This window comes from Burkholderia pyrrocinia, from assembly GCF_018417535.1.
GTDB classification, from domain to species: Bacteria; Pseudomonadota; Gammaproteobacteria; order Burkholderiales; family Burkholderiaceae; genus Burkholderia; species Burkholderia pyrrocinia_E.
This window is the reverse complement of the sequence record NZ_CP070978.1, coordinates 3,243,854-3,258,469: the sequence shown is the minus strand read 5'-3', so window position 1 is coordinate 3,258,469 and position 14,616 is coordinate 3,243,854. Positions and strand designations below refer to the sequence as shown.

Below are 14,616 nucleotides of genomic sequence, written 5' to 3'. Positions count from 1 at the left end.
GCCTCGGTTATTGCATGTCCACGCTCGTGACGCAGGTCGCGCGCGACTCTTCAAGCAGCACTGGCGGCACGGATATGACGGAGTCGGCGCCGCTCGCCAGCGTTCGGACATCCTGACCCAGTTGCTCAAGCACGGGGCTCCAATCGCCGTATGTCCGTTGTCGGTACAGCTTGACGTTCGGATACCAGGGGCTATCGGACCGTTCGGTCATCCATACCCAATGTGGATTCACGTCGAGCAGGACCCAGGTCGGCACGCCGAGCCCGCCAGCCAGGTGCGCAACGGACGTGCAAACGGTTACGACGAGGTCCAAGCCCTGTATGAATGCGGCGGTATCGTCGAACGACTCGAATTCGCTCGTGCAATCGATGAGAGGGAGCCCGGCTTCGCGCGCTGCCGCGACGTCCTGGTCCGCTTCCACCTGGAGGTTGTAAAACTCGACGTCCTGAATGGATCGAAGCACTTTGGCGAGTTCGACCGGATCCACTGATCGCATCGGATTACGCTGGTGCGAGCGGCTGCCACTCCACACAAGGCCCACTTTGAGCTTTGCGTCGCCCGTACGGCGACTGCTCCACATGTCGACCGTCTTCTCGGGATCCGCCCACAGATACCCGGTCCTCCCAGGAAGATGCTCGACGCGGATGCCGAGCATCAACGGCACGCCGCAGAGCGGCAGGTGATAGTCGAATGTCGGCAGCGGACGCAGATCGTGCGGGATGACGCATTCGACCGCATCGCCGAGGCTTCGCTTGAGCAGCGGCAGCAGATTCGCAAAGCAGCAATAGATCAGTTTCCCGCCCTCGCGCTTTACGCGTTCGGCAATCGCGGGCACGAATCGCGCGAATTGAAGAGCGTCACCGTGCCCCTGCTCGCCCCAGACAAGAACTGTCTTTCCATCAAGCGGCTCTCCGGTCCACTGCGGCGCCGGCAAGTTGTGCGGGTTGCCGCGCAACTCCGGCGAACCGTTCCATCGCGCTTCGTGATTGATCCAGCCATTTGCGTAGTCGCCGCGCAACAGTTGCAGCATCGCCACCGCCCAGACGAGCGACATGTTCCGCGGATCGAGCCTGATCGCGCGCTCCACCATCATCTGCGCGCCATCCCATTGCTGATGTTCACGCAGTACGTAGGAGTATGTTTGCAGCGCTGTCGGATAATTCGGTGCCAGCGCACACGCGCGTTCCGCCGCCACGAGGCTGTCGGGCAGCTCGCCCTGCTTCAGCAGGGTCGTGGCCAGATTGTTCCACGCTAGCGCGTTGTCCGGATCGTCCTGCAGCGCCTGCTCGAGGAGCGCCTTCGCATCGTCATACTGCTTGAGCTCGAGGTGAGCTGCGCCCATGTTGTTGCGCAACATCGGCAACGCTGGCTCGATACTCGCGGCATGCCGGTAGGCATCCAGCGCCTGCAAATGATGAGAGGCCTGCTGATGTGCGAGGCCGAGCCGAAACCACGGGCCGGCCTGACCAGGCGTTCGTTCGCAGCGCACCGTCGCAATGTCGCGAGCGGCGACATACTTGCCGAGCCGCAACAGCACGTCGATCCAATCGACCATCCAGTCGTCGCCCGGTGCATCGTGCCGATACGCGCGCTCGAACCAGCCATCGGCACCTCCGTCATCGCCGAGCCGCACGGCTAGTCGAGCACGCTCCGTCAATGCTTCGACGTTGGCGCCGTCGATATGCAGCGTGCGATCGAGCAATTCTCGCGCTTCTGCGAACCGTCCGCGCAAACATAACAGGCGGCTCGTGAGAATGAGCTCGCGCGGATTTGAAGATTGCATCGCTTGCTCCAACGACAGGAGCCGCGACGCGTCGACGAGCGAGCCGCACGCAATTAGCGCCTCGGCCTGGTCCAGAGAAGATTTAGCTTGTTTTGCCATAAGATGCTCCAGTGATTCCATCCCGATCGGTTAGGCCTCGTTTCACATGCCCTGAATGAAGATTCCGACAATCAGGCCAATGCCCATACCGACCAGCCGCCCACGCCATGCGGCCTTCCGGGATTCCTTGTCCTCGAAGATCGACGGACGAATTCGGCATACGAATTTGACGACGGCGGGACCGACGAATAGCACGCAGACCGCCACCACACAGGCAATCACTATCTCCACACGCGGCGTCGCCCCGCGCAACCACGTCGCCTCCATCGAATACTGGTCGACGCCAATCACGATGCCGAAAGCAATCAGCCAGCTCGCGATCAGGTTGCCAATGAAACGATCGGTGTAATCCAGTGCGTTCATACATTCTCCGAAACGTTCACACCTTTAGGGTTATCAACGAACAATCGATGCCTTCTTCGCGAGCGCATCAACCAGTGCATTGAACGCATCCTCCCGCGCACGGTCCGTCATCGAGCGGCTCAACTCACCGCGTACCTGCTCGTAGGTCGGGATCGCGGTCGCTCGCTTTGCATCGAGTTTGACCAGAACACGCGTATCGCCGACGGCGATCGGGGTTCTCGTGTATTCGCCTGGATTCAGCTTGACGAGCGCACGCGCAACATCGTCAGGCAAACCTTGTGTTTGACCTGTGACGACAGGTGTCTTGAGACTCACCCACGGCAATGCCCCGCCGTCCGCCTTGCTCGGCGCGAAACTGTCTCGCGAAGCCACCGATTCGAACGAGGCACCGCGTGCCAACATGGCGAGTGCCGATCGCGCCACGTGTTCGTTCGGCACCACAATCACGCGAGGCTTATACGAGACCGGGCCGAGCGATGAGACAATCGCGTCATAACGCGCGTGCACCTGCTGGTCCGTCACGGCGCTCGCGTTCATGTGTCGGGCTATGTAAAGGCGATTCTCGGTGTCGACACGCGCCTTTTCGACCGCCGCCCGCGTCTCGGGCGCATCGCCAAGTTTTTCCGCTTCTGCGGCCTGACGAATGAGTTCTCTCGCGATCAACCCGCGTTCAGTCGCCGCGCGCTGCGTCGGCGTATCCGGCTGGCCGCTTGTCTTCAGCCATGCTTCGACCTGCGTGCGCTCGATCGGCACGCCATTGACGCTCGCCACGGCGTCCGCCGGGCGTACCGGCGCCGGCGTCGCAGTCGGCCGCGGGTGCGCGCAAGCGCTCAATAGAAAGACTGCGACAGACGCCGCGCCGAGCGCGGTACGGTGTTGGATCCCCTGTGTGCTGTGAATTTGGTTTTTCATCTTCAGGTCCTCGTGTGGTTAATGTGTCACCCTCTACGACCGGCGGACGTCATGCCTGTATCAGGCTGTTTCGTCCGATGATGCGAACAACCCGATCAGAAGCTTGTCGTACGCCTCGATCTGGCGTGGGTTCGTCGACAAAAACCGGCCGATCTGCTCGCGCTGCCTCTTCACGTAACCCTGCCAGTCTTTGTCGTGTGCTTCGATGGCCTCGACGAGCTGGCGGGTGCCTTCTTCCAGGTCATTGCCCGGATAGAAGTAGCCGATCTCATTGCAGAGCTGAGCGTTGTGCACAAGCGCGTACCCGTTCCAGCAGACATCAAAATAGAAATAGTTCAGCGCGAGTCCCCACTGATTCGACACCACGATGTCGGTATGCTCGGAAAGGAATTGCGGCGTATCGAAACGACCGACGAAGCTCACCTTGCTGTCGCGTACGAGATCGAGGTGATTGGCGACACCGATGAACTCCGGACTATTTCGGGCAAGGTGATCCGAGTTGGTCACGTGCACGTAGCCGATCTTCGAGCCGCATTTCCGATACGCCGATTCGGCAATCAGCAGCGGATAGAGGCAGAACTTAAGCACATCGATATTGGGTTCCATGACCGACAGCTGCTTCGACCGCGCGCGCGGCCGGTACGCCCCGTGAAACGGCAGGTCGTGCGTGCGCATGTCGATGCACATCGGATCCCACACGAACGGCACTTCGCGTACCGGCCGGCGCCGCAGGACGCTGAAGAACCCCGCGCTCGTATCCACGACCTGCGGAATGACCCAAACCTGGTCGTATTGCTGGTTGATGAAGATCGAGTCGGCCATCCGGCGCGAGAAAATCATCGCCTCCATCATCTGCACATACTCCGGGCCGCAGCAATAGCTGACGACCTTTGCGCCCCGGGATTGCAGATACTCTGTTTGGGGCCGACCAATCTGGCCGCCGAGTTCGATCAGAACGTCGAGCGAATCCTTCGCGTCGTTGAACGAACATGCCGGGAATTGCTCGAGATCCCACGGCAAGCTGGCCGTGATCGGCACGTCGGTCGTGTTGACGAGCGTGACGCGGTGTTTCAGCGGCGACCGCTGAAACAGTTTCATCAGATACAACGCGTTCTGTTTGATGCCATTGACCCACAGGCTTTCCGCCGAATCGCGCAAGCCGATCGTAATGCCGATGCGTAGAGAGCGTGCCGTGCTCATGATTGAATTCCAAAAGTTCCGGGTTGCGTCGAGGAGATGCGATCGTTGACTGCACTCATTGCGTATCCATCGTCCTAGCGGGGTACTGAACCTGCCGCCTGACAATGACGCAGGACGGCGGTGCCTCGAGGAGTGTCACGGTCTCGCGCGGATGCGCCGGATTTGTGTAGACGGTGACGGATTTGACGAGCGGCCCTGCGCGGTAGCTGGACAACTCGGAGCGCGCGACTTCCCTGCACGGCAATGGCGCGCTCGAGATCCGCTCGACCAACACCGCACATCCGGTTTCGACGGACGAGGTTGTCAGCGACAACAGCGCGGCTCCCCGGCCGTAATCGAGGCCCGACAGCGAAAAAAACGGCGCCACGTCAGGGTTGGCTCGATCCCAGTCGAGCACGACGTCGTTATGTTCGGTGCCCGCGAACGTTCGACCCGATACCGCGTTGATGATCGGATAGCAACGGCGCACGCCGGCCCTCATCGCCGCTGCCGCGAGCACCGTACTGGGCGGCTCCAGCGGCCCCTGGCGTGCATCGACACCGCCCGCCTGCCCCGGCAACGGTTGCGCGAAAGACGTCGACACGGCAGCAAGCAGCAGCCCGAGCGATGCGATACGAGTCCAGCCTCGACGCCGGTCCGACATGCTCGCGAACTGGGGGCGCGTGGATTTCTCGATGAGCTTCCGAATATGTTTCATTGGAAAAGCTCCGCGATCGCCCCGCTGTATGCGTCGACGTTCTCCTGGCGCTCCGGGTCAAGGCTCGCAAGAAATGAGCGGGCATTCGCGCGGTACGACTCGAGGTTCAGGTCGTGAACCAGATAAGCCTCGCGCAGCGCCAGTGCCCCGTCCTCGCAGTCGAATCCGTCGTACTGGTACCCGCAACCACCCAGCAAGTCAGAGTTGTGAATCAGCGGATAGCCGCCGTACAACGCCTCGTAATAGAGGTAGTTCTGCGCGTTCTCCCACTGGTGCGACACGATCGCATCGGCCTGCTGGCCCAGAATCTCGTAGATCGGCAGGCGCGGCTCGAAGCTCGCGCAGCCGTGGTTGACGAGGTCGAGGCTGCGCGCAAAGCCGACGAACTGAGCATCGCTTTTCAGGTGAAGCGTGTTGAACACGCGCAGACAGTCGATGGTTTCCGGCGCCTGCCGATATGCCAGATCCGAGGCGAGCATCGCAAGATGCGACGTCTTCACCATGCAGATATTCGGTTCGAGAATCGCGAGCCTCCAGCGCGAGCGGCCGGGCTCGTATTCGAATCGTTCAGGCGCACCGCTCGCCTCGAGCGAGCGCATCAGGAGGTTCGGGCTCCACAGGTGCTGCATCGCACGAACCGGCGCACGCAACGCGGCCTGATAGTAGGGGGCGCAGGTTCGCTCGAACGCCGGCAGCGTCCAGATGGCGTCGTAAGGCGTGCCGGATACCAGCATGCCGTGCTGAAGACCGAACATCATGCGCTCGATGTCGATCACGTAGTCGTTCGCAACACGCATGCCGACGACACGGCCGCCCCGTTCCCGGAATGCTCGAGCCCAAAGAGGATTGAGCTGGGCGCTCAACTCGATCACGACGTCAAGCGTTTCTCGCGCCGTCTCGAGATCGATCGTCGGCGCCGGTGCGTGTTCCAGGAAATGCGTCGACTCGGACGGCAATCCGTCTCCGCCGTTGACCAGGAAAACCGCTTCGACGAGCGGCGAGCGCTTGAGCAGCATTGCGAGGAAAAAGCAGTTCTGGAAGATCCCGTTTTCCCAGATCGATTGCTGACCGGCGCGGAGAAAAATGGTGATGCCGACCTTCAGACGACGATTGACCATGGTTATTCCCGTCCGGTTACGTGTTTGCCGCCGGATGCGACGAGCGCGAGCAATGCTCTCGCATAGTCCGACTGGTTTCGGGGATGGTCGGGACTGAGCTGCGCCAGGAAGCCGCGCGCTTGCGTCACGTAATCTTCGTGTGCTAAGTCGTGCATGTACGCGGCATTCAGAAGCTGCCCCGCGCCCTCTTCGACATTCGAATCGGGGTAGTAATAGCCGACCGCCTCGAGCCATGGCGAGTTATGAATCAGGGGGTAGCCGCCATAAAGCGCATCGAGGTAGGCGATGTTCTGGTCGTTATGCCATTGATGCGCGACGATCGCGTCGCCGTATTGGCTGATATAGCCGACGAAGTCGTGCCGCTGATCGAGGCACAGTTTTCCGTTTTCGTTCAACGCCAGCGAACTGGTCAGGAACGAAAAGGTCGGATGATCTTTCATATGGATGCTGTTAAGCACGTGAACGCGCTCGATCGACGCCGCGTCGCGCCGGAATGCCACGTCGCAAATGAGCAGCGGAATCGTGCAGCACTTGACCACCGAGATGTTCGGTTCGAAGATCGCCGTCCGCAGCCGCCGCGGCGAGATCGGTTCCGGCATCACCTGATAGCCGAACTGCAGGCCGGCCGCCTCGACCGTGCGGATTCGTTGCTCGATGAAGACGGGATCCCAGAGAAACGGAACCTCGACAACCGGGCATCGATGCAGTGCGCGCAACATCGGTGCGAATGCGCGATCTTTCGACAGCATCCAGACCTCGTCGCAGCGCGTTGCCCGCGAGAAATAGCCGTTTTTCTTGAATACGGTCGGCTCGATCAGCCCTGCATAAGGCTGCCCGCAGCAGAAGAAAACGACCTTCTTGCCGCGCGCACGAATATGGTCGAGCCATTCGACATCGAGCCCGCCTCCCATCTCGAAGACAAGGTCGATGAGATCCGTGGCGTCGCGCGGCGCGACGAGCCGGATGCCCGGCAGCGCGTCGCCAGCCTCAGACGCGACATGACGCTGGTCGCCGCAGTTCAGCAGCACGATTTCCGTCACGAACGGAATCTTTTGCAGCAGTTGAACTAAAAAGAAAACGTTCTGGCCCAACCCGTTTTCCCAGACACTCTGTCCGGCATGGGTCAGCACTGAAATCCCGATACGCATGGCTGTTTGTGTGAAGCTAAATTGTTATGAGAAAAAAGCAGGGAAAGGGCCACGTCTCGGAGCTTTGCGGCCCCCTCCCCAAACCCGTTGGATGCATCCCGCGATGCAGTTCTGCAAGGCGGACAACGGGGTACTTCACAGCGCTAATTAATCCAGCTGGATCTCGACGCGCCGGTTCTGTGCGCGGCCAATCGCAGTTGCATTCGAGGCGACCGGATTCGCCTTGCCAAAGCCGTTCGCGACAAACCGCTGGGCGTTCAGACCGTGCTCGCGCAGATAGGCAGCCACGGTCTGCGCGCGATGCTCCGACAACGCCAGGTTGTGCGCGACCGAAGCGGTCGAGTCGGTGTAGCCGTCTACCGTCACGTTGCGGAACGGCATGCCCCGTGCCTGCGCAACGAGCTGGTCCAGGCGCGAGCGAGCGTCGGCCGTGAGATTGGCTTTATCGACTTCGAAGTTGGCGTCGCCGCTGAGCGTGATTTTTTGCGGCGGAGACGGCGGCGGCATGGGCGCCGCTACCGGTTGAGGCGCCGGCTGCGGTTGAGGCGCCGGCTGTGGCGGCACGCCGCACTGGAACGTCAACTCGCGCACGCCGGAGCCGCCCGCATAAGGCGCGATTGCCTGGATCGGGCGAACCTGGACGTTGCCGCAGATTTCGCGGGCCTTGGTATCGCAGATACCTTGCCCTTCCAGCAAACCGTCGCACTGCACGCGATACGCCTGTTGCTGGTTCGGCAGCGTCACCGTATACGCATCGAACGTTGGACCCGATGCCGAGGAGCAACCGGCAAGCACCACTGCCGCCAGAAGCAGCGTGGTCATTATTTTCGTCATGTCAAACCTCTTGGTTAGTGAATGCCATCGACTGATCAGGCCAGGCGTGAGACAAGCGATGTTCCCGTTTGCCTCACGCCCGTCCTGTTACCACTGGTAGCTGATACCGCCGCCGACCGTGTACCCGGAGCTGCTGCTGCTGAAGCCGCCCTTGATCTTGACGTTGTTCGTCAAGCGCGCCGAGAAGCCCAACGCAACGGCGGCATAACCCTGGTACGTCGCGCTACCGACACCGACTGCGATCGTCTTGCCGAGATCGACTTCCGGAATCATCGTCAGCGCAGCGGCGCCGGCGACACCCGAGTAGGCTCGACGAGCGACGTTGCTGACGCCCGACTGCACGGCGTTCAACTGGGACACGTTCACCGCATCGGTCGGATTCACGCCCGCCGCGACATTCGTGATGCGCCGCTCGTTGCCCGCCGAACCGACGGAGACGGTATTGGCCTCGCTCGCGATCGACCCGGCACCCAGCGCAACCGAATTCGCTGCGCTGGCGGTTGCGTTCGTGCCGAGCGCGGTCGCGTTGGTACCGGACCCGAGCGCGTTCGCGCCGACGACCGTCGCCCCTTCGGCGGCGGCATTCGCGCCGTTGCCGATCGCGATCGCATTCGTGCCCGCAGCCGTTGCGGACGGGCCGAACGCAAGCGCGTTCGTACCGGTCGCACCGTCGTTGGTGTAGTTGGCCTGCTGGGTCCCGTTATCGTTCACGCTCAGATAGTGCGTTTCCGACTTCGAGATCAGCGTGGACAGCGACACAACTGCCGTGGAGCTCGACGTGGACAGCGATGAGACATTGCTGTTCGTCGTCGACAACCCGGTCGACAGCGAGCTCAGACCGGTCGACAGCGAACTGGCCGTCGTCGACGTCGAGGTCGACAGCGACCCGACCGAGCTGTTCGTCGTCGACAGGCCCGTCGACAGCGAACTCGCGATCGTCGAAACCGAGGTCGATACCGATGCCGTATTGTTCGTGATCGAACTCACGGTCGTGGACAGCGACGACACGGAGCTGTTCGTGGTCGACAGACCGGTCGACAGTGAGCTCATCCCCGTGGACAGCGAACTCGCCGTCGTCGAAGTCTGCGTCGACAACGACGACACGTTGCTGTTGGTCGTGCTCAAACCGGTCGACAGCGAACTCACCCCCGTGGACAGCGAGCTGGTCGAGGTCGACAGAGACGACACGGTGCTGTTCGTCGTGCTCAGGCCCGTCGACAGCGAGCTTTCCGCCGTCGAAGTCGAGGTCGACAACGACGACGCCGTGCTATTCGTCGTGCTCAGACCGGTGGACAGCGAGCTAACGCCCGTCGACAACGAGCTGGCCGTCGTCGAGCTCGAGGTGGACAGCGACGATACCGTGCTGTTCGTCGTGCTCAGACCCGTGGACAACGAGCTGGCCGTCGTCGAGGTCGAAGTCGACAGCGACCCAACCGTGCTGTTCGTCGTCGACAGGCCCGTCGACAGCGAGCTGGCCGCCGTCGAGGTCGAAGTCGACAACGACCCAACCGCGCTGTTCGTCGTGCTCAGGCCCGTGGACAACGAGCTTTCCGCCGTCGAGCTCGAGGTCGACAGCGACGAGACCGTGCTGTTGGTCGTGCTCAGACCCGTCGACAGCGAGCTGACGCCCGTCGACAACGAGCTGGCCGTCGTCGAGGTCGAAGTCGACAGCGACCCAACCGTGCTGTTCGTCGTGCTCAGGCCAGTCGACAGCGAGCTTTCCGCCGTCGAGCTCGAAGTGGACAACGACGACACCGTGCTGTTCGTCGTGCTCAGACCCGTCGACAGCGAGCTTTCCGCCGTCGAACTCGAGGTGGACAGCGACGAGACCGTGCTGTTCGTCGTGCTCAGACCCGTGGACAACGAGCTGGCCGTCGTCGAGGTCGAAGTCGACAGCGACCCAACCGCGCTGTTCGTCGTCGACAGGCCCGTCGACAGCGAGCTGACGCCCGTCGACAACGAGCTTTCCGCCGTCGAGCTCGAAGTCGACAGCGACGAGACCGTGCTGTTGGTCGTGCTCAGACCCGTCGACAGCGAGCTGACGCCCGTCGACAACGAGCTTTCCGCCGTCGAACTCGAGGTGGACAGCGACGATACCGAGCTGTTCGTCGTGCTCAGACCCGTCGACAGCGAGCTTTCCGCCGTCGAGCTCGAAGTCGACAGCGACGACACCGAACTGTTCGTCGTGCTCAGACCCGTCGACAGCGAGCTTTCCGCAGTCGAGCTCGAAGTCGACAGCGACGATACCGTGCTGTTCGTCGTGCTCAGGCCCGTCGACAGCGAGCTTTCCGTCGTCGAAGTCGAGGTCGACAGCGACGATACCGTGCTGTTGGTCGTGCTCAGACCCGTCGACAGCGAGCTAACGCCCGTCGACAACGAACTTTCCGCAGTCGAGCTCGAGGTGGACAACGACGACACCGTGCTGTTCGTCGTGCTCAGACCCGTGGACAGCGAGCTAACGCCCGTCGACAACGAGCTTTCCGCCGTCGAGCTCGAGGTGGACAACGACGAGACCGTGCTGTTCGTCGTGCTCAGACCCGTCGACAGCGAGCTGGCCGTCGTCGAGGTCGAAGTCGACAGCGACCCAACCGTGCTGTTCGTCGTCGACAGGCCCGTCGACAACGAGCTTTCCGCAGTCGAACTCGACGTGGACAACGACGACACCGTGCTATTTGTCGTGCTCAGGCCCGTCGACAACGAGCTTTCCGCAGTCGAGCTCGAGGTGGACAGCGACGATACCGAGCTGTTCGTCGTGCTCAGACCCGTCGACAGCGAGCTTTCCGCAGTCGAGCTCGAAGTCGACAGCGACGATACCGTGCTGTTCGTCGTGCTCAGGCCCGTCGACAGCGAGCTTTCCGTCGTCGAAGTCGAGGTCGACAGCGACGAGACCGTGCTGTTCGTCGTGCTCAGGCCCGTCGACAACGACCCAACCGTGCTGTTGGTCGTGCTCAGACCCGTCGACAACGAGCTTTCCGCAGTCGAGCTCGAAGTCGACAGCGACCCAACCGCGCTGTTCGTCGTGCTCAGGCCCGTCGACAGCGAGCTTTCCGCCGTCGAGCTCGAAGTCGACAGCGACGACACCGAGCTGTTCGTCGTGCTCAGGCCCGTCGACAGCGAGCTTTCCGCCGTCGAGCTCGAAGTCGACAGCGACGAGACCGTGCTGTTCGTCGTGCTCAGACCCGTCGACAACGAGCTTTCCGCCGTCGAGCTCGAGGTGGACAACGACGACACCGTGCTATTCGTCGTGCTCAGGCCCGTCGACAGCGAGCTGACGCCCGTCGACAACGAGCTTTCCGCCGTCGAGCTCGAGGTCGACAGCGACGAGACCGTGCTATTCGTCGTGCTCAGGCCCGTCGACAGCGAGCTTTCCGTCGTCGAAGTCGAGGTCGACAGCGACGAGACCGTGCTGTTCGTCGTGCTTAGACCCGTCGACAGCGAGCTAACGCCCGTGGACAACGAGCTTTCCGCCGTCGAGCTCGAAGTCGACAGCGACGATACCGTGCTGTTCGTCGTGCTCAGGCCCGTCGACAACGAGCTGGCCGTCGTCGAGGTCGAAGTCGACAGCGACCCAACCGCGCTGTTCGTCGTGCTCAGACCCGTCGACAGCGAGCTTTCCGTCGTCGAAGTCGAGGTCGACAGCGACGATACCGAGCTGTTGGTCGTGCTCAGACCCGTCGACAACGAGCTTTCCGCCGTCGAGCTCGAAGTCGACAGCGACGAGACCGTGCTGTTCGTCGTGCTCAGGCCAGTCGACAGCGAGCTTTCCGCAGTCGAGCTCGAAGTCGACAGCGACGACACCGAGCTGTTCGTCGTGCTCAGACCCGTCGACAGCGAGCTTTCCGTCGTCGAAGTCGAAGTCGACAGCGACGATACCGAGCTGTTCGTCGTGCTCAGACCCGTCGACAGCGAGCTTTCCGCCGTCGAGCTCGAGGTGGACAGCGACGAGACCGTGCTATTCGTCGTGCTCAGGCCCGTCGACAGCGAGCTTTCCGTCGTCGAAGTCGAGGTGGACAGCGACGACACCGAGCTGTTCGTCGTGCTCAGACCCGTCGACAGCGAGCTTTCCGTCGTCGAAGTCGAAGTCGACAGCGATGATACCGAGCTGTTCGTCGTGCTCAGGCCCGTCGACAGCGAGCTTTCCGCCGTCGAGCTCGAAGTCGACAGCGACGATACCGTGCTGTTGGTCGTGCTCAGCCCCGTCGACAACGAGCTTTCCGCCGTCGAGCTCGAGGTGGACAGCGACGAGACCGTGCTGTTCGTCGTGCTCAGCCCCGTCGACAACGAGCTGGCCGTCGTCGAGGTCGAGGTCGACAGCGACCCAACCGCGCTGTTCGTCGTGCTCAGACCCGTCGACAGCGAGCTTTCCGCCGTCGAGCTCGAAGTCGACAGCGACGACACCGAGCTGTTCGTCGTGCTCAGGCCCGTCGACAGCGAGCTTTCCGTCGTCGAAGTCGAGGTCGACAGCGACGATACCGTGCTGTTCGTCGTGCTCAGGCCCGTCGACAACGAGCTTTCCGCCGTCGAGCTTGAGGTCGACAACGACGACACCGTGCTATTCGTCGTGCTCAGACCCGTGGACAGTGAGCTAACGCCCGTGGACAACGAGCTTTCCGCCGTCGAACTCGAGGTGGACAGCGACGAGACCGTGCTATTCGTCGTGCTCAGACCCGTGGACAGCGAGCTAACGCCCGTCGACAACGAACTTTCCGCAGTCGAGCTCGAGGTGGACAACGACGACACCGTGCTGTTGGTCGTGCTCAGACCCGTGGACAGCGAGCTGACGCCCGTCGACAACGAGCTGGCCGTCGTCGAGGTCGAAGTCGACAGCGACCCAACCGTGCTGTTCGTCGTGCTCAGACCCGTGGACAGCGAGCTTTCCGCCGTCGAGCTCGAGGTCGACAGCGACGAGACCGTGCTATTCGTCGTGCTCAGGCCCGTCGACAGCGAGCTTTCCGTCGTCGAAGTCGAGGTCGACAGCGACGACACCGAGCTGTTCGTCGTGCTCAGACCCGTCGACAGCGAGCTTTCCGCCGTCGAGCTCGAGGTCGACAGCGACGATACCGAGCTGTTCGTCGTGCTCAGGCCCGTCGACAACGAGCTTTCCGCCGTCGAGCTCGACGTCGACAGCGACGATACCGTGCTGTTCGTCGTGCTCAGGCCAGTCGACAACGAGCTTTCCGCCGTCGAACTCGAGGTGGACAGCGACGATACCGTGCTGTTCGTCGTGCTCAGGCCCGTCGACAACGAGCTGGCCGTCGTCGAGGTCGAAGTCGACAGCGACCCAACCGCGCTGTTCGTCGTGCTCAGGCCAGTCGACAGCGAGCTTTCCGCAGTCGAGCTCGAGGTCGACAACGACGACACCGTGCTATTCGTCGTGCTCAGGCCCGTCGACAGCGAGCTTTCCGCAGTCGAGCTCGAAGTCGACAGCGACGATACCGTGCTGTTGGTCGTGCTCAGGCCAGTCGACAACGAGCTTTCCGCCGTCGAGCTCGAGGTCGACAGCGACGATACCGAGCTGTTCGTCGTGCTCAGCCCCGTCGACAACGAGCTTTCCGCAGTCGAGCTCGAGGTGGACAGCGACGATACCGAGCTGTTCGTCGTGCTCAGCCCCGTCGACAACGAGCTGGCCGTCGTCGAGGTCGAGGTCGACAGCGACGCGACGTTGCTATTGGTCGTCGACAGTCCTGTGGAGAGCGAACTGATCCCCGTCGAAGTCGAGGTCGACAAGGTGTCGATCGCCTGGTTGGTCGCAAACAGTTGCGAGCCGTTGATCGCGTCGGTGCTCGTCGCGCTCACCTGCCCGGCCGCTACGTTCGTGATCTGCCGTTCCGCACCGGCACTGCCGACGCTCACCACGCTGGTCGGACTGGTGCCAGCGTAGCTATAAGTGGTGCCGCCAATCGTCCCGCTCGCGGTTGGGTTGGCTGCTGCCGTCACCGAACCCGAACCCAGAGCAACATCGCCTGCATTGGCCGCAGTTGCACCCGAGCCCAAGGCGACCGCGCCCGTTGCCGCTGCCGTCGAAGTGCTGCCGAGGGCAACTGAACCCGTACCCGCAGCCACGTTCGAGTTGCCTAGCGCGACCGCGCCCGTACCAGTTGCGGTGTTGTTCGCACCCACGGCTACCGCGCCCGTGCCCGTCGCGGTGTTCGGATCGCCGATAGCCACGGCACCGTCACCGCTCGCCGTCTGCTGATAGCCAAGCGCAACGGCGCCCGTGCCCGACGTTACCTCCGACTGGGCGCCGGCAGCGATCGAACCTTGGCCGGCGGTCGCATCCACCGTGCTGTTATCGCCCAGTGCGACCGTCGATTGCGCCAACGCCTTGGAATTATTGCCCAACGCAGTAGAACTATCCCCAGCGGCGGTCGACTGCATACCTAGCGCGGTCGCCCCCGCCCCAGATGCTTCTGTCACGAAGCCTAGTGCCGTCGAGCCGCGGCCGGAAGCGGTGGCACTAGG

8 protein-coding genes and 2 pseudogenes are annotated in these 14,616 nt (G+C 62.3%); all 10 read right to left on the bottom strand.

Annotation, left to right across the window (positions count from 1 at the left end; genetic code table 11):
• Positions 1 to 7: 7 nt before the first annotated feature.
• Positions 8 to 1,882: a tetratricopeptide repeat protein gene (locus tag JYG32_RS32785; RefSeq protein ID WP_213266391.1), complete on the bottom strand. Its 1,875-nt coding sequence runs from the start codon at positions 1,880 to 1,882 to the stop codon at positions 8 to 10.
• Between the two features lie 42 nt (positions 1,883 to 1,924).
• A complete protein-coding gene (locus tag JYG32_RS32780) occupies positions 1,925 to 2,245 on the bottom strand; it encodes a hypothetical protein (RefSeq protein WP_213266390.1) in 321 nt (106 codons plus the stop codon).
• Positions 2,246 to 2,278: 33 nt separating this feature from the next.
• A complete protein-coding gene (locus JYG32_RS32775) occupies positions 2,279 to 3,157 on the bottom strand; it encodes a peptidyl-prolyl cis-trans isomerase (protein ID WP_213266389.1) in 879 nt (292 codons plus the stop codon).
• Positions 3,158 to 3,217: 60 nt separating this feature from the next.
• Positions 3,218 to 4,357, bottom strand: a complete 1,140-nt coding sequence (locus JYG32_RS32770) for a DUF2827 domain-containing protein (protein ID WP_213266388.1) — start codon at positions 4,355 to 4,357, stop codon at positions 3,218 to 3,220.
• 55 nt (positions 4,358 to 4,412) lie between these two features.
• Positions 4,413 to 5,000, bottom strand: a complete 588-nt coding sequence (locus JYG32_RS32765; protein ID WP_213266387.1) for a hypothetical protein — start codon at positions 4,998 to 5,000, stop codon at positions 4,413 to 4,415.
• Between the two features lie 50 nt (positions 5,001 to 5,050).
• Complete coding sequence (locus tag JYG32_RS32760; protein ID WP_213266386.1) at positions 5,051 to 6,172, bottom strand: DUF2827 domain-containing protein; 1,122 nt, start codon at positions 6,170 to 6,172, stop codon at positions 5,051 to 5,053.
• Positions 6,173 to 6,174: 2 nt separating this feature from the next.
• On the bottom strand, positions 6,175 to 7,320 hold the full coding sequence (locus tag JYG32_RS32755) for a DUF2827 family protein (RefSeq protein WP_213266385.1): 1,146 nt from the start codon (positions 7,318 to 7,320) through the stop codon (positions 6,175 to 6,177).
• 147 nt (positions 7,321 to 7,467) lie between these two features.
• Positions 7,468 to 8,142 carry an OmpA family protein gene (locus JYG32_RS32750; RefSeq protein WP_213266384.1) on the bottom strand — a complete coding sequence of 225 codons (675 nt, stop codon included), beginning with the start codon at positions 8,140 to 8,142 and terminating at the stop codon, positions 7,468 to 7,470.
• A 99-nt stretch (positions 8,143 to 8,241) separates the two neighbouring features.
• A pseudogene (locus tag JYG32_RS39760) lies at positions 8,242 to 8,502 on the bottom strand (YadA C-terminal domain-containing protein); the annotation flags it as partial.
• A 75-nt stretch (positions 8,503 to 8,577) separates the two neighbouring features.
• Positions 8,578 to 14,613: pseudogene (locus JYG32_RS39755) on the bottom strand (BspA family leucine-rich repeat surface protein); the annotation flags it as partial.
• Between the last annotated feature and the right edge of the window lie 3 nt (positions 14,614 to 14,616).

Coding starts and splice junctions, on each gene's coding strand:
- JYG32_RS32775 (WP_213266389.1), bottom strand. CDS start 3,157: ATGAAAAACCAAATTCACAGCACACAGGGGATCCAACACCGTACCGCG.
- JYG32_RS32760 (WP_213266386.1), bottom strand. CDS start 6,172: ATGGTCAATCGTCGTCTGAAGGTCGGCATCACCATTTTTCTCCGCGCC.
- JYG32_RS32755 (WP_213266385.1), bottom strand. CDS start 7,320: ATGCGTATCGGGATTTCAGTGCTGACCCATGCCGGACAGAGTGTCTGG.
- JYG32_RS32770 (WP_213266388.1), bottom strand. CDS start 4,357: ATGAGCACGGCACGCTCTCTACGCATCGGCATTACGATCGGCTTGCGC.
- JYG32_RS32765 (WP_213266387.1), bottom strand. CDS start 5,000: ATGTCGGACCGGCGTCGAGGCTGGACTCGTATCGCATCGCTCGGGCTG.
- JYG32_RS32750 (WP_213266384.1), bottom strand. CDS start 8,142: ATGACCACGCTGCTTCTGGCGGCAGTGGTGCTTGCCGGTTGCTCCTCG.
- JYG32_RS32780 (WP_213266390.1), bottom strand. CDS start 2,245: ATGAACGCACTGGATTACACCGATCGTTTCATTGGCAACCTGATCGCG.
- JYG32_RS32785 (WP_213266391.1), bottom strand. CDS start 1,882: ATGGCAAAACAAGCTAAATCTTCTCTGGACCAGGCCGAGGCGCTAATT.